The sequence below is a fragment of the Pseudoalteromonas sp. SR41-4 genome (genome assembly GCF_014163985.1).
Lineage (GTDB): Bacteria > Pseudomonadota > Gammaproteobacteria > Enterobacterales > Alteromonadaceae > Pseudoalteromonas > Pseudoalteromonas rhizosphaerae.
In genome coordinates, this window is sequence record NZ_JACJEI010000014.1 from 48459 (window position 1) to 68107 (window position 19649).

Consider the following 19649-nt stretch of genomic DNA (forward strand, 5'->3'; position numbering starts at 1 on the left):
AAATTAGTATGCTAAGGAGCCAGCCCACGTGGCATTACCCAATAAAGTTAAAAAATTGCTCAGCGATGCTGAGCAATTAACCGATTATCGCGATTGTTCTAATTATTTTTATAAATGGTTACAAAACGAGTTTTCAAAACAGCCAGTCGGTAATTTGATTAATGCCCGGGCTGAGTTTATCGACCGCTTACTGATTAAACTGTTTCATGTTTATGATTTAGCCCATGAGCCAGATTTAGCCTTGATCGCCGTTGGCGGTTATGGTCGCGGTGAGCTGCACCCCTATTCAGATATCGATTTTTTACTGCTAGTTACTGAGCAACCTAGTGATGCCGTGTGTGAAAAAATCGGCCAATTTGTGACCATGCTATGGGATCTTAATTTAGAAATTGGCCACAGTGTGCGTACCATTGAGCAAGCGATTGAGCAAAAACGTGCCGACGTGACTTTTGCCACTAGCTTGCTTGAAAGTCGACTACTGTTCGGTAATCACATTGAATATGAAAAACTCAAAGAGCATATTCTTGATACGCCTGTATGGCACTCTGACGAATTCTTTTTAGCAAAAGTACATGAGCAACAACTGCGTCATAAAAAATGTCACGGTACAGCATACAACCTCGAACCAAATATTAAAGAAAACCCAGGGGGGCTGCGCGATTTACAAACCATCATTTGGGTTGCTAAAAAACATTTTAGAGCCGAAACCTTACAAGAGCTTATTAGCCACGGCTATCTCACTCATGAAGAATACCAAGAGCTCCTAGAGTGTTTAGAAAATCTCTGGAATATCCGTTTTGCGCTGCATTTAGCGGCTGGACGCTCTGAGAACCGGTTGTTATTTGATCATCAACCACTGGCCGCTGATTTACTTGGCTTTGGTAGCGATGGTAAAGCTTCAGTTGAGCGGATGATGAAGCGATTATTTAGGATCATGAGCCGGGTCCGTGAGCTAAATCAAATGTTGTTATCATATTTTGAACAAAGCATTTTACCGGAAAGTAACGAACAAGCAGTGGTTGAACTCGATCGTAATTTCGAACGTGTTGGCCATCAAATTAGGGTAAAAAATCCGTCCGTGTTCTTTCGCCGTGATCAACTATTTGTATTGTTCGAACACATTGCCGATAACCCTGAAATTACCCATATTTACCCAAGTACTATCCGTACCATTCGCCAAGTGCGCCGTCGCCTGTTAGGAGATTTGCAAGATTATGCCGCCTGTCGCGAAGCATTTTTACGGTTAATTAAACACCCTAACGGCATGGGCCGTGCATTTACTTTAATGCACAAACACGGCATGCTTGCCGCTTATTTACCCCAGTGGCGAAACATTTTTGGACAGATGCAATTTGACTTATTTCACGCTTATACTGTGGATGAACATACTCATAAGTTGATCAATAACATTTATCAATATTTTGATAAAGCAAACGTCAGTGAGTTTCCTATTTGTTGTGAAATAGTCACCCGCATGGACAAGCCCGAGCTACTGTATTTAGCGGGCATCTTCCATGACATTGCCAAAGGCCGTGGCGGCGATCACTCAGAACTCGGTGCTGTTGATGCCATTGCTTTTGCCAAATTACACCGTTTTTCAACTTCCGATGGCAAATTGATTGCTTGGCTAGTTAGTAACCATTTACTTATGTCTGTAACTGCACAGCGTAAAGATATTAATGACCCAGATGTGATCAAAGACTTTGCTACTCGAGTTAAAACCGAACGACAACTTGATTATCTATACTGCTTAACCGTCGCAGATATTCGCGCCACTAACGACAACTTGTGGAATGATTGGAAAAACACCTTGTTGCGTGAGCTTTACCTGCATACTCAAAGGGCGTTACGGTTAGGCCTTGAAAATCCTATGGATCAGCGCGACCAAATTCGCGATAAAAAGCATCAAGCCAAACAACGGTTAATCAACAATGGCTATGATGAAAATCAGATTGATTTAATTTGGAGCCGTTTTAAAGCAAATTACTTTACGGCCTTTAGTGAACAACAACTATCATGGCACACCGAACATTTACTAAACTGCGTTGATTTAAGCCAACCCAGTGTTGCGGTATCAAATACAGCCATGCACGGCGGTACACAGATTTTTGTTTATAGCCCCTACTCCGGCGGTTTATTTGCCCGTTTAGTAAGTGTGATCGGCTCTAAAAAAGCGCAAATTCAACATGCTCAAGTGCTCACCACTCGCGACGGCTATGTGCTGTTTAGCTTTGTCGTACTTGAAGTCAGTGGCGACCCGATTGCCAGCGCTCAAGCGCAGTCAATCAAACGCGGCCTTGATCAAGCGCTTGCTGATCCGAAAAAGAAAATTCGCTTTAAAAAGAACCGCTCACAACGCTTTAAAGATTTTAATATTAAACCAAAAATTATCCTGCGCCCTCACCCGCGTAAAGACCGCAGCTTAATCGAAATTCAAGCGGTAGATATTCCTGGCTTATTAACCAAAATTGCCGAAGTGTTTCAAGCCCATTTATTACATATACACGCCGCGCGGATCACCACCGTAGGTGAACGTGCAGAAGATTTCTTCGTGGTATCGAATAACGAATACCAAGCTCTTACCGACGAAGAACAAGCAAAAATTCATCAAGCATTGCGTAAAAAACTCAACGCAGAAACCGAATAAGAGGATCTTATGTCAGATTTAAAAACCACCATTGAAAACGCCTGGGATAACCGTGATAGCATCAGCCCGAGCACAGTACCTAGTGATGTAAAACAAGCCATAATCGATGTACTTGAGCTACTTGATAGTGGTGCCGCACGCGTTGCTGAAAAAATCAGTGGTGAGTGGGTTGTCCATCAATGGCTAAAAAAAGCCGTGTTACTGTCGTTTCGTATTCGTGACAATCAACCAATGAACGACGGCGTAAACCAGTTTTATGACAAAGTACCACTGAAATTTAGCGACTATACACCGGAGCAATTTCAGCAAGGTGGCATGCGCGTTGTACCAAACGCTGTTGCCCGTAAAGGCAGCTTTGTCGGTAAAAATGTAGTATTGATGCCATCATATGTAAACATTGGTGCTTACGTTGATGATGGCACTATGGTTGATACATGGGCCACTGTAGGCTCGTGTGCACAAATTGGTAAGAACGTACACTTGTCAGGAGGTGTTGGCATAGGTGGCGTTTTAGAGCCATTACAAGCCAATCCTACTATCATTGAAGATAACTGTTTTATTGGTGCACGCTCTGAAATTGTAGAAGGCGTGATCGTTGAAGAAGGCGCAGTTATTTCAATGGGTGTTTACATCAGCCAAAGTACTCGCATTTACGACCGCGAAACTGGCGAGATCCACTACGGCCGCGTACCAGCAGGTGCAGTGGTTGTTCCAGGCGCACTGCCATCAAAAGACGGTACTCACAGCTTGTACGCTGCAATTATCGTGAAAAAAGTAGATCAGCAAACCCGCGAAAAAGTAGGGATTAATGCATTATTGAGATCGATAGACGAATAATAGAGAGCTGAAAAGTTCTAAACGATAAGCTGATTGACATTAACAGTAAATAAATGAAAGCCCTAAATCCATATAGATCTAGGGCTTTTTCTATCTGTGTTATTTTCTCTTTTATGATAAATATCACCTTTAAATACAACATACTTGATAGCTAAGAACTTATTCTGGTTTATTAGCTTTGATTTGTATGACTGCGGCAACTATAATTATCAATCACATCATTAAGTAATTGAGATCAAGTTGTTACGGCTTTTCGTTATATGTTGGTTCCTGTTACTTGGTTTTCAGCAAGCTTTTGCTACTGAACTAAGCACTTTTGAAAATAAGTTAAACGAAGCTGAAGACTACCTTGTGGTCAACCCAGCGCAATCTATTATTATTCTTGAAAATCTTGACGATATCGATAAAGTTTCACCTGAGTTATTTATTCGTTGGCATCTTATTAACGCCCGATCAGCCGTTCCGACCAGCCAATTTGACCGCCTTCATCAGTCTGTAGATGCGATATTTAGTCAGCAGCAAGCCCCTTATTTCAAAAAGAGAATAACGTCTATTATGAGTGCGTTAGGTATTTGGCTACGCTATGCAGAGTATTTAGACGATGCCCAACTAAGTTTTCAATGTGGTTATAAATACGCTGAAAATGATCGTCAACGCTTGACGCTTACCAACAGTATGGCACTGGTCGCTATGGCACAAAATAACAATGACGAAGCGCGTAACCTATATGCCGAAAGCTATAATTTCACGGTGCGTTTAAACCTCCCTAATGTTGTCGCCATGATAGAAAGTAACTTGGGCTATTTGGCACTTGATGAGAATAAAATCCCAGAAGCTGAACATTATTTTCGTAGTGCCTTAAGCCGTTATCAAATTATTGACAAGCGAGCGGGACAAATTTCTGCAGGATTAAATCTGTTAATGGTATTTTTGATCCAAGATCAAACAATAAACTTTGAAAGGTTATACGGACCCACATCCACTTTAACCCATGCCTTTCCCAATGAGGCTAAACAAGCTTTATTACTGTGGCTGGAAATGCGTTTTAAAAAACTTAAAGGAAATTATGTTAGCCGAAAGGACATAGCAAAATTGCAAATAGCTTACGAGAAATTAGAAAGCGATCAAATGAAAACCTTTGTACACCGTTACTTTGCTAAAAAGCTCGAAGTCCCTATCGTACCACCAAAGAAAATCCCCCCTAAAAAGTTTACTCGTTCTTGGTTTGAGTTAGTTAAAAAATGTCAGTGGTAATTGTTGGTGGCACTTTACAACATTTCCCTTTTTTCTTATTACCAACTGGGTGGATTTAATTTCGCAGCGCTGGGGTTCACGCCTGAGCAATTTGGTTACAGTGGGATTTTTTTGGGACTAGGCTCACTGCTGGGGAGTTACCTTAACAACGGCTTGCTGGCGAAGCATGTGTCGCAGCATTTGCTGTTGCAAGCTGCCGCGACTTTACTCACGTTGGGTGCTGTCGGTGTTTACCTAATACAAGATTCGATTTGGTTTATCACACAGTGCATTAAGCACTATAGTCGTTGAACAAATCGATTGAATTTAGTGACGCGGCAACGAGCTGATCTTGGGATAGATGTTAAGTTCATTTTTAAACGATAGTCAGGTTATACCAATCGTGTAAAGTTACTGACCATTTATAGCGACAGATAAATGCAGTGATAACAAGGCATAAATTTTGACATGCAGTTGTTCTACTTGAAAAAATTATAACGCAGTTAGCGCTTTATTTAGCTCGCTAGGGTGGTTAAATATTTAAGTCGATTGGTATTAAGTACTCTTTACCACTTCGCATAGTGGTCTTCGGTAAATCCCCATTCGCCGTTAAGTGTGATAACTTCGTCTGCAAGAGTTATTTCACCATAGTAACGGCCGAAGTGTTGAGTGAAGTTAGTCGCGATAATAATTAAGTTGGTTTTATCTTGGCGTTTACCTGCTGGTTCAAAGTATAAATTGATGATACCGTCGTTTGAACGCAGCCGCCATTTACTCGTTGCTTTAGCATTACCATAGCGCTCAAATTGAAAATCGACCATATCAATTTTATAAAGCGTGCCATCGAGCCACAAGGCGTTTTCGGTAAAACCTGTTTCAATAACCCCCGCACTTAAATTTAAACCTAAGCGGCGGCCATCAGCTAATGTGCAGGCTAAACTCCCCCAGTTCCAAAAGGTTTCGCGACGCATGAAACCCGCGCTCCAATCAACACTTGCCAGTATTTTAAGCTCTTCAAATACATATTTGTTACCACGCCACTGAAGTGTTCCAGTACAGGGTAATGCGGCAGTTTTTTGGGTAAAATGAAAGCCTGTAAAACCGGCACGAACACACACCGCAAGCGGGTTATAATTTATCGATTCATCAATACAGGCACTAATTTTCAGCCCGGACTTTAAATTTACCTCTACCGAGCGTATTTGCGGCTTAGCGGTTGTATTAATAGTTACGCTGTTACGCCCTTTTCGAAAAGTCGCTTGCCCGGTGTTTGGTGTGCTATCAATACACGTATTTAAAGCCAGTAAGCTGATAAAACTGACTTCATCGAATTCTGTCGTTTGTGGGTCGTATACATATACAAAACAGTGACTCGCAATTTTTAAATCAACGATCGCTAAACCAATAATTAACTGCTCGCAACTCAAACTAATAAATTGAAATTGATTAAAGCTTAACTTTTTAAAAAGCGTACTTCTGGATTTACCCATAGTACTACGCAGGTCAAAATCCAAGTAATTGATGTCATCTACTCCATCTGGAAAAATACCAAAGTCGGCTTGTCCATCTTGGTCAATCAGCTCATGCTTTTTCATGATAAGCTCCTTGCTTTTTAAACAACATTTTATCGATTAAAAATATTGTTAGTAAGTCTAACTCAAAACAACTTAAAAATGATCGCTTAAAAAAGTGCCACCGAATTTATACTTAAAGTGTTACAAGTTATTACAAAATTGCCTCTTTTGGCTGATTTAGTGGTTTCTTGGTTACTTTTTGACATACATTCTATTTATGATAGTGGCGCTTTTTTTACATATCACTACAATGCACAAAAACAAATATTGGAAGACACACAATGAACCTGACACGTAGTTCGCTAAAAAACCCTGCGAGTGTCATTGTTATCTTGGTGCTAATTATGTTGTTTGGCATATTAAGCATTTTTAAGTTGCCGATTCAATTAACCCCTGATATTGAACAACCGCAAATTACAATTTTCTCTGGTTGGCGACAAGCTGCACCCGAAGAGATTGAATCGGTTATCATTGAGCCCATTGAAAATGCAGTTAAAAATACACCTGGCGCATTAGAAGTAAATACCAATATCAACCGAGGCAATGGCGCTATTACGCTAACCTTTGCTGTTGGCCAAAATATGCAACAAGCCATGCTTGATGTATTAACCAGCCTTAATCAAGCTCCCCCTTTACCTTTAGACGCGTTCGACCCTGTTGTATTCGCTGGCGGAAATAATGGTGAGGCGGCAGCAACCTTACTGATCACACCTAAAGATTATCAATCGGATAGTTTAGATTTTGATATGTCGCAGTTTCAAAAACAAATTGATGAGTTTATCGAACCACGATTAGCGCAAATTCCAGGTGTTGCGCGGGTGGATCTGGCCAGTGAACGCCCGAAAGAATTGCGTATTACGTTTGATCCGCATAAAGCAGCAGCCTTAGGAATAAGCCTAGATAAAATTAGTAACGTACTTGCCAGTTCACGAGATACTTCAGGTGGCTTAGCTAATGTAGGTAGGCGCCAATATACAGTGCGTTTTACGGGACAATATGACTTATCTAGCATGGCACAAATGCGCGTTGGTTACTCAGATGATAGGCCTATTTATTTAGGCGATATAGCCAGTGTTGAACGGACTTACTCTGACCGCTTAGGTATGAGTGGACGTAATGGAAAACCAGCCTACTACATCCGTATTTCTCGCGCTAATAAAGCCAATACGGTTGCGTTACTTGACGATATTAATCTAGCAATAAAAGAGCTAAATGAAGGGCCGCTGGCAGCGAATGGACTCTCTATTGAGCTTAGTTTTGATGCCTCGGTGCATATACGCAATGCACTGTCGTTAGTTAAAAGTAACTTAGGCCTTGGCGTTATTTTGTCTTGCTTAATTTTATGGTTATTTTTTAGAGGCCTGAAAGCTACTTTAGTGATTGCAGCGACTATTCCAATCTCATTGATGGTGGCATTTTTAGCGCTTAATGTTTTTGACCGTAGTCTAAATGTTATATCACTCGCGGGTCTGGCATTTGCTGTTGGCTTAGTGTTAGATGCGGCTATTATAGTACAAGAAAATATCGCCAGGCTTCGCGCTGAAGGCCTAGATAATAAAAAAGCGGCGCTTAAAGGAGCGGCCCAAGTTACTGGGGCGTTATTTGCATCAACAACAACGAGTGTTGCAATATTTTTACCTATTTTATTTATGGCTGGTATTGAAGGGCAATTGTTTTCTGATTTAGCACTGACACTCTCTGTAGCGGTTATCACATCAATGATATGCGCAATTACACTTATCCCATTAGCGAATCATCTATGGTCCGATGCGCAAATCAAAGCGGACCCATATCATTACTATTGGCAAAAGCTCAGTAATTTTATTATGAAGTTAACGAACACTCGCGTTAAGCAAATTATGTGGATTATCGTATTACTTGGCGGCTCAGTGATAGCAACATTAACTATGCTACCGAAAACCGATTTTATGCCACGCGCGCCTACTGATGGCTTCTTTTTCAATTTGGTCACGCCACCAGGTGGGAATGTGCAATTTATGGAAGAAGAGCTCTTACTCAGAGTTAAAAAACGACTCATGCCCTACTTCAATGGCGAAAAAGAACCTAGCATTAAAGATTTTAATTTTTATGCTTTTGGCTCAAATGCAGGTGGCTTTATTTACTCAGCCGATCCACAACGAGTCGAAGAGTTAATGAAAGTAGCCAAAGAAGAGATTTTTATTGATTTACCCGACACGCAAGTATTTTTCTTTCGTGGTTCAATGATCCAAGTTGCAAACGGTGGTGATGGCCGCGATATCAATATTGACCTAACCGGGCCGAACATGGATGACTTAGTTAATGCAGCACAAATTGCACTAAACGCCGTCAATGAAGTTCTACCAGATGCTACCGCCCAGCCACAGCCTCGTCTTGATATGGCTGAACCTGAACTTAGACTAACACCTAATGATCGCCGTATTACCCAAGCAGGCCTGACTCGTCGAGATGTATCGCAAGCAGTACAAGCATATACTGGTGGTTTATTTGTGAATGAATATTTTGATGGTAATGAACGCATGAATGTCATTTTACGAGGTATTCCTTGGCAAACCCCAGAAGAACTAAAAGCACTGCCGATTGTTACCCCACAAGCAGGTATACAAACCCTTGGCGAGCTTGCCAACATTGAACGTACTGTGGGACCCACTCAGTTACGTCGGGTAAATGGTCGCCGTACAGTGAGCATAGTCGTAACTCCACCTGCTGATATGAGCTTACAACAAGCGCAAGCAATTTTAAGCGAACAGGTAATGCCTAAAGTCAGAGCTAGCCTGCCAAGTAATGCGGGAGCAATATTGGCTGGCAACGCACAAAAAATGAATTCGGCGATGACCGAAATGGCGCTGAATTTTGTGTTGGCGTTGTTTATTTTATTTTTATTAATGACAGCACTGTTTAAATCCGCAAAAGACAGTGCGTTGGTTTTACTGGTTATGCCTCTAGCCATTGCTGGTGGCGTATTAGCGCTGTTTATTTTAAACCTATTTACTTTTCAATCGCTTGATTTGCTCACCATGATAGGGTTTATCATTTTGTTAGGGTTAGTAGTTAACAATGCCATATTATTAGTGGATCAAACTAAGGTAGCGATGACATCAGGTTTAAGTCGTGAGGCGGCGGTCAAACAAGCGATATTACTAAGGGCAAGGCCTGTTTACTTAAGTACACTTACGAGCTTATTTGGCATGCTGCCATTGATGCTAATGCCCGGTGTAGGCTCTGAAATTTACAGAGGGCTTGCAACCGTTATAGTCGGTGGTATGGCGATCAGTGCGTTGTTCACTCTCATTTTAATGCCTAGTTTGTTACAACTAGGCCGAAGCACACCGCCTGCGTCAAATAATCAATCAGTAAACAATACAGCAAAAAGTTTAGCTACAAGCCAATGAATATAGAGAATCTAATCATGAATAGAATTAAACTAGCCATGCAGTCTTTCATCCTATGTAACTGTTTATTTATAGCACCTGTTTTTGCCGTTATTCCTGTGACTGTTGCACAGGTCACTAAAGCGCCGTTAACCAGTGAAATAGAAGTTAATGGTACGCTGTTTGGCAAAGACGATGTTACTTTAACAGCAGGCATTAGTGGCCGTCTTATCTATGTTGCCGAGCCTGGCAGCGTGATTAAGAAAAATGATATTTTAGTTCGTATGGATACCTTACCTTTAGAATTAGATAAAGCACGCCAAGAAGAAATGCTCAATCGCGCTAATATTAATTTACGTTTATATCAACAAGACCTAAAACGCTTAAAAGAGTTAGAAAAATCTAGCAGCGCCGCACTAAGCCAAGTAGACGAAGTGCAAAATAAGCACGATCTGGCTCGCTCTGACATAGCACTTGCGAAGATCGAACTTAAAGTAATCGATGACAAACTAACAAGAGCAACTATTCGTGCGCCATTTGCTGGCGTTGTAAGCGAGCGCTTTAAGCGCGCAGGTCGTGAAATAAACCGTGCTGATGAGTTACTTACGCTACTTGATATTCATCATTTAGAAGTACGTATATATGTACCCGTTAGATACTTAAAATATTTACGAACAGGCATCGAACTTCCCATTAAAGCGGGTGACTTATCGCAACCAGAAACAGCTGCAGCAATAATAACTGCGGTAATTCCATCTACAGATCCACGCTCTCAGACAGTTGAAATACGCGCCAATTTACAAGCAGATGCACAACACGCTTGGGCAATTGGCCAACTTGTTGATGTAACCGTGCCATTGACCAGCAAAAATCCCGTATTATTGGTAAATCGAGATGCGTTAATCATCCGTAAGCAAGGCATACATGTGGTTAAAATTGATGCGAAAAGTCAAGCGATAAAAATTCCTGTAACCGTTGGCAGTGGAAAAGGGCCACTTGTCGAAGTCTCGCCAATTGCAGATAACGGTTTAAATGCAGGAGATAACGTGGCTGTGCGTGGTGCTGAACGTTTACAAACAGGGCAAGATGTCGAGATACAGATAAAATAATCAGAACTCTAACTAGTAGGCCGTTTCATCCAGCAACTTTTCCCAAAGTTGCTGGGTACAACTCAGTATTTACAGCCAAATCCACTGATATCTATTGGTTTAATTTGTTCGCCTTTACCACTGTGATCGTCATGCTTGATGATTAAGGTATTCGCTTTTTCACTAAATGTGAACGACCCTAACCAATCGAGGGTGGCTATCGGTGTTAAAGTATAAAAGCCATTTTTATCAGTGCATTGATAAGAAAAATAATGCGTTGCTTTGCCAAACGCGCCAACATCCGAGGTATACACACTAATATTCCCCTGTTGCCGGTAGTCGTCGGCTTGAGTGCCAACCACTAGATACAATGCACTAATGATTGCTAGGACAATAAATTGGATCCCTGCCAATATAAAAAAGCTGATATCAAATAATTTAGCATACCAAACTCGGGGCTCGTCATGATGGGGATGACCGTGGCTTGCTAACAAAAAGCCACCGATAGTCACCAATATTAATTTAATCGGCATCATATAAGCACTGAGTAAATACATGCTTTTTGCATTATGCCATTGCAGCCCAAAAGCCGTTGGTATAAATAAACTATCTAGCAACGGCAATAATATCAGCAAGCACGCGATAATAAGTTTTTTATGTTTTAGCATTTATAAGTGATGGCAGTTGATGATAGGTTTGAGTGTACAAATAAAAACCGTGAATAAAAAGCCCGTTAAAGTAACTTAACGGGCTGATATTAATCTTCAATCTTCAATCTTCAATCTTCAATCTTCAAAAAATTAATCGTCTTCGATGTTATCCAAACCTTTGGTGCCATCCTTAGCTTTTAGTTTATGGTGTATTGCTGATTTTATTAGCATGTAACCGCTGATCGGTGCGGTGATCAATAAGAAAATTGAGATCAATAATTCTTTGACACTAACGCCATCTTGCGTGTTACTAAAAAATACCATCGCGGCGATTAGCATTCCAGCCATGCCAAGGGTTGTTGCTTTTGTAGGACCATGCAGACGCATAAAAAAGTCCGGCATTTTGATAAGGCCTATCGAGCCTATTAATATAAATGCACCACCGATTAATAATAATATAGAAACTATCCATTCACTGATCATGTTATTACCCTTTATTCGATGATGTCGCCACGTAACAAGTACTTACATACAGCTACTGTACTTACAAAGCCAAGCATCGCGATTAACAGTGCAGCTTCAAAATACAACCCTGTGCCCATACTCATACCGTATAAAATAATTAACGCTATGGTATTAATATACATAGTATCTAGCGCTAAAATGCGGTCAGGTACCGAAGGGCCTACCACCAAACGCCATAAGTTAAGCAGTAACGATAAACCAATCATTGCAAAAACAATTAAAAAGACCGTTTCTAACATTGAAATATCTCCTTAAGAGGTGCTTCGTAACGTTGTTTAATGGTGTCGATCAATGCTTGTTCGTCATCTAAATCTAATACATGAATAAGCAAATAACGCTGCGTTGGTTGCTCACCCTCAGCGAGAGATTCAGGTATCGGATATACCTCTGCACTTACGGTGCCCGGTGTGAGCGATACTGTGCTTGCCAAAATAGTTATAGGCATAGCATGGCTGAGCTCTATTGGTACTTTTACAAACGCGGGACGCAGTTTTTTAACTGGCCCAAGAATAAGCAATGCGACTTGCATATTGGCGGTAATAATGTCGTACATCACGATAATTAACTGCTTTAGCGCTAAACCGGGCTTAATAATAAGCGGTTGCGGTTCGCGAAATGGAAAACTGACTAAAGGAATTAAAATAGCGAATATCACAGCCAACACTATATGACCTGCCGATACGCTGTTATTAAGTAGCAGCCATACGACAAACAATAATGCACTGCGAAAAGGTGTTGGTAACCAACGAAAACGTGATTCTAAACGCATTATAAGCCCCCTCCAAGTACCGTATTGATACCACCGGTAATATCATGCAATTGCGTAGCAGCAGCAATCATATATTCACTTACTGCGCCGCCAAAGATCACTAACAAAGGCGAACAAATTAATAAAGCAATTATTGCCGTGATCTGCAATGGATGCGCTTTTACTCCTTCAGTCGGTTCACAGTCTTGGTGTTTGCGTTCCCAAAACAAGGTAGTACCCGCTCGAGATAATGCGACCAATAATGCAAAGCTGGCAAGCAAGTAAACAGGCCAAAATAGCAATGCTTTTTCGCTATCTAAGGTGGTTTTTAAAATCCACACTTTACCAATAAACCCTGACAGTGGTGGCATGCCGACTACAGCTAAAGCAGCAATAATAAAGCACGTGCCTAATAAGTATGGTTGCGCTACGCCGCGTCCTGGCGCAAAACGATCCGCAACTTTACCACGCTGATGAGCGATCAGGTCGGCCACTAAAAATAAGGCCGCGCACACTAAGGTTGAATGCACTAAGTAATACAACAGCGCCGCTGTGGCATTAATGTTTTGTAATGCGACTAAGGCGACTAACGTCCCCACCGATACAATCACTAAATTAGCAGTGAGCTTACGTAAATCTTGCGCGGCAACAACACCAATGGAGCCAACTATAATAGTTGCAACGGCCAAGCCCCACAACCATGGTTGTGCCATGTGTGCAAGTTGCCCTGCTTCATCACCAAAGATAACGGTATAGACACGCAGCATTGCGTATACACCCACTTTAGTCATAATTGCGAATAACGCTGCCACCACAGGCATTGCACTAGCGTAAGTATTGGGTAACCATAAGTGCAGTGGTAACAATGCGCCTTTTAGCGCAAAAACAACCAGCAGTAATAACCCACCAATTTTTGCAAGGTAGACGTCATCGCCCTGTAACTGCGACACTTTTTGTGCCATATCGGCAATATTCAAGGTGCCTAATACACCATATAAAATACCCAGTGCAATCAAAAACACACTCGATCCAATCAGGTTTAAACTCACGTATTGAATGGCTGATCGCGTTTTGTGTTTATCACCGTCATGCATTAGTAATGAGTAGGAAGCAATTAACAGCACTTCAAAAAATACAAACAGGTTGAATAAATCCCCTGTTAAAAACGCACCGTTAACACCCAGTACCAAAAAGTGTACTAAAGGATGAAAAAAGCCCCCTTTTTCATCATCTCCCATACAGCTGTAAACAGTAACAGCCAAACCTAGAAATGACGTTAGTAACACCAGTAGGACTGACACTAAATCAGCAACCAGCACGATCCCAAATGGGGCTTGCCAGCCGCCGATGGCATACACAATAATGCCTGACTGGAAAACTTGCCATAATAATAGCGCACTGACGAAAGTGTTTAATAATGCCATGACTACAGAGGCAACACGACGAATAGGAATACTTTTCCCACAGGGAGGTAACAGTAAAATAATGCCGGCAAGCATAGGTAATAAAATTGGCCAAGAAGCTAAATGCTGGATCATTTGTGCTCCTTGTGTTCAATTTTACCTAAGTGACCATCTACATGATCATTGCCTAAATCAGCACGACCACGAATTGCCAAAATCACGACAAAGGCGGTCATTGCAAAACCAATTACAATAGCTGTCAGTACCAACGCTTGCGGCAGCGGATCGGCATAGTCAGTGCCTGTACCAAGCACGACGGCTTTATTAATAGTTAAGCGCCCCGCAGAGAATAAAAATAAGTTCACTGCGTATGACAGCATCGTTAACCCTAATACTACCGGAAAAGTCCGTGCTCTTAGGATCAAGTACACCCCACAAGTCACCAGTACACCAACGCATGATGCGTATAACAGTTCCATTAAATATTTACCTCTTTCTTAGGTGTATCTGCGGTTAACTTACCTAGGCTTGCGAGTATCATTAAGGTCGCGCCGACTACGGTCATGTAAACACCTAAATCAAATACGATGGCACTGGCCAGTTCTACTTTGCCGATAAATGGCACATCAAAATATTCAAACCAAGTGGTTAAAAACGGTCGTCCAAATGCCCAACTTCCTAGCCCTGTTAACATTGCAATGGCGATACCCGAGGCAATGATCTTTCGATAGTTCACATCAAAGCGCTCAGAGATCCAAATTGAACCATGAGCCATATACTGCAAAATAAAGGCAATTGCAGTGACTAACCCGGCAATAAAGCCCCCACCAGGTAAGTTATGACCGCGCAAAAAGATATACGCAGAGACTAATAACGCCAATGGCAATAAACTTTGTGAAATACTGGCTAATAACAGTGGATGACGTTCTCGCGCCCAAGGGCGACCTTCACTGTCGCTGGCTGGCATAAACAATGGTAAATTAGTTAATACTTTATAAATACCTAACGCTGCAATCCCCAGTACCGTGATTTCCCCTAGGGTATCAAAGCCCCTGAAATCAACCAAAATAACGTTTACGACATTGGTACCGCCTCCGCCAGTTTTTGCATTGGCGATAAAGAAATCTGAAATTGACTCAAGCGGACGCGTTAATAATGCATAACAAATACTGGCAATAACCACCCCCACTGCTGAGGCAATCCCTAAATCACGTAAAATACGTAATGAACTCGACTCTTTAGGGGTGCGTTGCGGTAAGAAGAATAATGCCAGCATTAATAAAATGACTGTCACTACCTCTACGGTTAACTGTGTAAGCGCTAAATCGGGCGCTGAGAAGCGAGTAAATGCCACTGAAACCATTAACCCTACGATTGATATCATCAATAACGATACCATCCGTGAGCGATGCCAAATCACAGTGCTAATGGCACCGATGATCATTAAACCTGCACCAATGGCATTATGAAAATCGATCGGCGTACGTGGCGCAGTACCCGCCAAAGCGTTCATTTCAAACAATGGCCAACCAGCACACAACAATACGACCCCCAACATCACAACAATGTAACGTTGCAGAGAACCATTTTCGGTGCTGCTGATTTTTTCTTGACTCCACTTAATGATCGTATAGACAAACCGCTCAAAGGTTTTTTTAGCATTTAATGGAGGTAGTGATGCTTGAAACTTAAATAAGTGCTTGCGCTGAATATATATAAATACACCGCCCACGACAGCCATCGCACTCATAAGCAATGGTAAATTAAAACCATGCCAAATTGACAGTTTAAACTGTGGTGTCGCTTCCCCAAGAACTGCTAGCGACGCCGCTGACAAAATACCATCAACCACAAAGTTTGGAAACATACCGACTAGTAAACACAACACAACTAGTATTTCGATTGGCACACGCATATAGCGAGGAGGCTCATGCGGTGTTTTTGGTAAATTGATTGGGTCGCCATTAAAGAATACATCGTGAATAAAGCGTGCCGAATATGCCACAGAAAAAGCAGCCGCTAGAGTTGCTAATACAGGAATAAGCCACGACATAGAACCTAGTATTTGTTGATGTAAGGTTTCTGCAAAAAACATTTCTTTTGACAAGAAACCATTTAATAGCGGCACCCCAGCCATTGCCGCTGCAGCAACCATTGCCAGTGTCGCTGTATAAGGCATAAATCGCCACATACCATTGAGCTTACGCATATCTCGCGTACCAGTTTCATGGTCAATAATACCGGTGGCCATAAATAATGATGCTTTAAACGTTGCATGGTTAATAATATGAAATATTGCCGCTACTGTGGCAAGTTCAGTATCTAACCCAAGTAATAAAGTGATCAAACCTAAATGGCTAATGGTTGAATACGCCAGCAGCCCTTTTAAATCATGCTTAAATAAAGCGATGTAGGCGCCGACCAATAACGTTGTTAAGCCGGTCATGGCAACCAAAATAAACCAGATATCTGTTCCAGCTAACGCTGGATAAAAACGTGCAAGCAGGAAGATACCGGCTTTTACCATAGTCGCTGAATGCAAATAGGCACTCACTGGCGTTGGGGCTGCCATTGCGTGCGGTAACCAAAAATGAAATGGGAATTGAGCTGATTTAGTAAATGCACCTAGCAATACCAACACTAATGCAACTTCGTATAAGTCATGTGACTGGATCAATGTTTTGCTAGCTAAAATAACGTCTAGATCATAGCTACCAACAATATCACCAAGCAGTAGTAAGCCGCCTAGTAGAGCTAATCCACCGGCTCCAGTGACTGCTAATGCCATACGTGCCCCTTTGCGGGCCTCTGATTTATGCCACCAAAAACTGATTAACAAAAATGAGCTAATACTGGTTAATTCCCAAAACAGCCATAGTTGAATCACGTTATTCGACATCACAATACCGAGCATTGCAGTCATAAACAGCATTAAGTAACAGTATAATTTTGGCATCGAGTCATTATTACTTAGGTAATAACGAGTATAAAAAATAACCAGCAACCCGATCCCTAAGATCATAAAGATAAACAATAAGCTTAAGCCATCTAGGCGAAAAGCCAGCTCCATACCCAGCGCTGGTATCCATTGAGTGGTAAAGCGAATTGTCTCACCCGCTAAAACCGCTGGCGTGTGATAAATCGCAATTGCTAAGGCGCATAAAGGCGCTAGCATAGTTAAGCTCGTAGATTGATTACGAGTCAATTTGCCGGTGCAGGAAGAAATAACACTGCCAATTAAGGATAACAGGGGTATCCAGAGCAAAGTCATAGAGAGAAACCTTTTGAAGTCATAAGAGTATCAATACACTGCTAGTTAGTTTTAGTTTAGTACTGGTCATTTCGGATGGTTTTAATTTTAGCTTCAATAAACGCTTTATAGGTATATAGTTATACTGATCAGCGACGATTTTGTCTATAGTAAGCCCTTCTACCTGCTGTTATTTTGTACTATTTTAGTGCTGACAGCATATTATTTACAACTTTATCCCTCAATATTTTTTTTTGTCATTTTGTTTATAAAGTTCATAGGTGCTTTAAATTGCTGAAAATAGTCGCTAAATCGTAGTGGTTGATAGCTCGGATCAGTAATTTGTTGCAACCATAATTGTTGATAATGCACTGACAAAGGGATTTGTTGATATTGCATTATTGACCAGTTATGACTTGGTTTATATGCTTTAATTGGTGTTTGACAGCTATCACTTAGCTGCCAGCCAGCCGGTGGTGTAAGATCATTGGCAATAAAAAGGTTCGGCGCCACCAAGCCTTTTTGATTACATAACCACGCCTGCTTCTCTGCGGGTAATGGATACTCATCTTCAAAGCCGTTAAAGTGCATCAGCTCATGTAAAAATAAACCGTAATAACTCGCCGAGTTTAAGTGCATTATGCCACCTTGCACATTGCCTGAGCCAGTTGCGGTCATCATCACTATAAAATCAAAGCCCGTTGGCCAAGCTTTATTGTGAGCTAAAGGCTGCCAATCACATTTAGCGGCATGTTGCGGCTGTTGTTGGCAGTTTATGGAGTCCCCTAAATAAATCGGCTTACTAAAACAAAAACTGCCTGAGCTCGGTTGGGGGTGTTGTTGATAACGAATTTTAAATGCATTAAGTTTTGCTAAACCTTGGCGATGATCTGTCATCATCAACACATTAAACTGACACTGCGGTTGCGCTTGCAGCTGTGAAAAGGATAATAAAAATCCCTCATGACTGGCAAAGCTTTGGTCAATACTTGCCGGTGTGGCGCCATGGTGTAATTTTAATTGTTCTGCCGCATGACTTGCAGGCAACAGGTGTTGCTCTGCCAGTGATGTTAAATCATCCCAACGTTCTGATTGCAGTAACAATGCACTGAGTCTGCGGCGCTTATCAACACTTTGCTGAGCCACGCTAACACGCCAAAAAGGTAAAGCAGATTGTGCTTGATCATTTGTTAGTAACCGCAGTGCCCAAGCAAATTGTGCATCCGTAACAGCATTTATAGCTAATAAGTATAAGGTGGTATCAGTCAATGAATTAAGCTGAGCATTAAAATCGTCAATAAAACGATAATAACTAATAAGGATAGAATCTGGGGTATGTTTTACATGCCAAAAGGCAATATCGCGATGCTGATTAACTGAGCTTGGTAAATATCCCAAACTCAGCATAACAACAACGCTAATAAATAATTTAACTGTCGTTTTCACCAGCCATTAACTCAAGCTCTAAACGGGCATATTTATATTCCACAAACTCATGCACATTGGTGGCAAGTGCTAAACGAAAGAAATCTGCGGCTTGATAATCAAGCCCTTTAGCTTGATATATTTTAGCTAAATAAAAGTAAGCTTCGCATAGCCGCTGCGCATATTCTTGTTCAGTTTTAACACCATCGGCAAGACTTGTTAAAAAGCTCTGCTCGCTCATATCACCCAAATAAAGTGATATTAAACTATACGCCCATTGACTATCATCCAGCCCTTGTGCGTTGGCTTTTAAGTTTGCTATAGCTTGCACAGGATCAGCGCTTGCTTGCGCTAGATAAAGCCATAATACCCGGTAAGGATCACTTGGCGAACGTGATAAAAACTCTTTAAGATCAGCCGCTGCAAGATTTGCTCTATCGCCATAGTAAAGAGCAATACCACGATTTAAGTAGGCATATTCGTGTTGCTCATTGAGTTCTAACGCTGAATCAAAAAATTCATAGGCTTTTTCAAATTGTTGCATCAAGGTATGGTGAATACCTAAAAAGTTATACACTTCGGCTAAATCGGGCTTCAATTGCACAGCACGATTAAAATCAATCCGCGCCAAGGTAGACATACCTAAACTATCAAATAATACGCCACGGTCATAAAATAATTTTGCTTGTTGATCTGGCGCTAGATCAGCACGATTTAATAATTCAGAATAACGAGCTATCGCTATTTCACTACGAAAATCAGACGCTAAAGGCGCAGTGAAAGGCACATTCACAATCGCAGTCGGTTGTGCTTGCGAAGTAGATTGACAGGCGCTTAAAGACAGAATAGCAAACGATGCCAAGGCTATGTGTTTAAGTATCATTAAAATCCTTTATAC

At 41.4% G+C, this 19649-nt stretch carries 15 protein-coding genes; 5 read left to right on the forward strand and 10 right to left on the reverse strand.

Translation table 11 applies throughout. The annotated features are described in order from the left end of the window. The first annotated feature begins 28 nt into the window (after positions 1-28). The 3 genes from glnD (at position 29) to H5180_RS12675 (ending at position 4738) form a co-directional block, all read left to right on the forward strand. Complete coding sequence (glnD, locus tag H5180_RS12665; protein ID WP_145240466.1) at positions 29-2647, forward strand: [protein-PII] uridylyltransferase; 2619 nt, start codon at positions 29-31, stop codon at positions 2645-2647. Positions 2648-2656: 9 nt separating this feature from the next. Then, positions 2657-3484: a 2,3,4,5-tetrahydropyridine-2,6-dicarboxylate N-succinyltransferase gene (gene dapD / locus H5180_RS12670; protein WP_145240464.1), complete on the forward strand. Its 828-nt coding sequence runs from the start codon at positions 2657-2659 to the stop codon at positions 3482-3484. Positions 3485-3724: 240 nt separating this feature from the next. Further along, positions 3725-4738, forward strand: coding sequence for a tetratricopeptide repeat protein (locus tag H5180_RS12675; protein ID WP_259399570.1), 1014 nt, complete (start codon positions 3725-3727; stop codon positions 4736-4738). A 545-nt stretch (positions 4739-5283) separates the two neighbouring features. Here H5180_RS12675 and H5180_RS12680 read toward each other — a convergent pair. After that, complete coding sequence (locus H5180_RS12680; RefSeq protein ID WP_220493099.1) at positions 5284-6312, reverse strand: DUF2804 domain-containing protein; 1029 nt, start codon at positions 6310-6312, stop codon at positions 5284-5286. Positions 6313-6572: 260 nt separating this feature from the next. On the opposite strand from H5180_RS12680, the gene H5180_RS12685 reads away from it, so the two are divergent. Together H5180_RS12685 and H5180_RS12690 are read left to right on the forward strand one after the other, a co-directional pair. Continuing rightward, on the forward strand, positions 6573-9683 hold the full coding sequence (locus H5180_RS12685; protein WP_182758333.1) for an efflux RND transporter permease subunit: 3111 nt from the start codon (positions 6573-6575) through the stop codon (positions 9681-9683). Between the two features lie 17 nt (positions 9684-9700). After that, the gene (locus H5180_RS12690; protein ID WP_257326219.1) at positions 9701-10771 is read left to right on the forward strand and encodes an efflux RND transporter periplasmic adaptor subunit; all 1071 of its coding nucleotides are present in this window, start codon (positions 9701-9703) and stop codon (positions 10769-10771) included. Between the two features lie 62 nt (positions 10772-10833). Here the strand turns inward: H5180_RS12690 and H5180_RS12695 are convergent, their stop codons facing one another. The 9 genes from H5180_RS12695 to nlpI all read right to left on the reverse strand — a co-directional run bounded on the left by H5180_RS12695 (position 10834) and on the right by nlpI (position 19634). Further along, a complete protein-coding gene (locus H5180_RS12695; RefSeq protein ID WP_145240458.1) occupies positions 10834-11418 on the reverse strand; it encodes a hypothetical protein in 585 nt (194 codons plus the stop codon). A 132-nt stretch (positions 11419-11550) separates the two neighbouring features. After that, positions 11551-11883 carry a Na+/H+ antiporter subunit G gene (locus H5180_RS12700; RefSeq protein ID WP_145240456.1) on the reverse strand — a complete coding sequence of 111 codons (333 nt, stop codon included), beginning with the start codon at positions 11881-11883 and terminating at the stop codon, positions 11551-11553. Between the two features lie 11 nt (positions 11884-11894). Further along, positions 11895-12164: a K+/H+ antiporter subunit F gene (locus tag H5180_RS12705; protein ID WP_016707651.1), complete on the reverse strand. Its 270-nt coding sequence runs from the start codon at positions 12162-12164 to the stop codon at positions 11895-11897. Then, a complete protein-coding gene (locus tag H5180_RS12710) occupies positions 12158-12694 on the reverse strand; it encodes a Na+/H+ antiporter subunit E (RefSeq protein ID WP_145240454.1) in 537 nt (178 codons plus the stop codon). The genes H5180_RS12705 and H5180_RS12710 overlap by 7 nt, the downstream gene beginning before the upstream one ends. Further along, on the reverse strand, positions 12694-14211 hold the full coding sequence (locus H5180_RS12715; RefSeq protein WP_182758334.1) for a monovalent cation/H+ antiporter subunit D: 1518 nt from the start codon (positions 14209-14211) through the stop codon (positions 12694-12696). The genes H5180_RS12710 and H5180_RS12715 overlap by 1 nt, the downstream gene beginning before the upstream one ends. Continuing rightward, complete coding sequence (locus tag H5180_RS12720; protein ID WP_145240450.1) at positions 14208-14555, reverse strand: Na+/H+ antiporter subunit C; 348 nt, start codon at positions 14553-14555, stop codon at positions 14208-14210. The genes H5180_RS12715 and H5180_RS12720 overlap by 4 nt, the downstream gene beginning before the upstream one ends. Continuing rightward, the gene (locus H5180_RS12725; RefSeq protein WP_145240448.1) at positions 14555-17347 is read right to left on the reverse strand and encodes a monovalent cation/H+ antiporter subunit A; all 2793 of its coding nucleotides are present in this window, start codon (positions 17345-17347) and stop codon (positions 14555-14557) included. The genes H5180_RS12720 and H5180_RS12725 overlap by 1 nt, the downstream gene beginning before the upstream one ends. 213 nt (positions 17348-17560) lie before the next feature. After that, entirely contained in the window at positions 17561-18772 is a 1212-nt protein-coding gene (locus tag H5180_RS12730; RefSeq protein WP_182758335.1) for a hypothetical protein, read from the reverse strand. Next, positions 18756-19634 carry a lipoprotein NlpI gene (nlpI, locus tag H5180_RS12735; RefSeq protein ID WP_182731379.1) on the reverse strand — a complete coding sequence of 293 codons (879 nt, stop codon included), beginning with the start codon at positions 19632-19634 and terminating at the stop codon, positions 18756-18758. The genes H5180_RS12730 and nlpI overlap by 17 nt, the downstream gene beginning before the upstream one ends. Between the last annotated feature and the right edge of the window lie 15 nt (positions 19635-19649).

Excerpts from the sequence above, each read along its gene's own strand:
- dapD (WP_145240464.1), top strand. The coding sequence starts at position 2,657 with ATGTCAGATTTAAAAACCACCATTGAAAACGCCTGGGATAACCGTGAT.
- H5180_RS12680 (WP_220493099.1), bottom strand. The coding sequence starts at position 6,312 with ATGAAAAAGCATGAGCTGATTGACCAAGATGGACAAGCCGACTTTGGT.
- H5180_RS12685 (WP_182758333.1), top strand. The coding sequence starts at position 6,573 with ATGAACCTGACACGTAGTTCGCTAAAAAACCCTGCGAGTGTCATTGTT.
- H5180_RS12690 (WP_257326219.1), top strand. The coding sequence starts at position 9,701 with ATGAATAGAATTAAACTAGCCATGCAGTCTTTCATCCTATGTAACTGT.
- H5180_RS12695 (WP_145240458.1), bottom strand. The coding sequence starts at position 11,418 with ATGCTAAAACATAAAAAACTTATTATCGCGTGCTTGCTGATATTATTG.
- H5180_RS12700 (WP_145240456.1), bottom strand. The coding sequence starts at position 11,883 with ATGATCAGTGAATGGATAGTTTCTATATTATTATTAATCGGTGGTGCA.
- H5180_RS12705 (WP_016707651.1), bottom strand. The coding sequence starts at position 12,164 with ATGTTAGAAACGGTCTTTTTAATTGTTTTTGCAATGATTGGTTTATCG.
- H5180_RS12710 (WP_145240454.1), bottom strand. The coding sequence starts at position 12,694 with ATGCGTTTAGAATCACGTTTTCGTTGGTTACCAACACCTTTTCGCAGT.
- H5180_RS12715 (WP_182758334.1), bottom strand. The coding sequence starts at position 14,211 with ATGATCCAGCATTTAGCTTCTTGGCCAATTTTATTACCTATGCTTGCC.
- H5180_RS12720 (WP_145240450.1), bottom strand. The coding sequence starts at position 14,555 with ATGGAACTGTTATACGCATCATGCGTTGGTGTACTGGTGACTTGTGGG.
- H5180_RS12725 (WP_145240448.1), bottom strand. The coding sequence starts at position 17,347 with ATGACTTTGCTCTGGATACCCCTGTTATCCTTAATTGGCAGTGTTATT.
- nlpI (WP_182731379.1), bottom strand. The coding sequence starts at position 19,634 with ATGATACTTAAACACATAGCCTTGGCATCGTTTGCTATTCTGTCTTTA.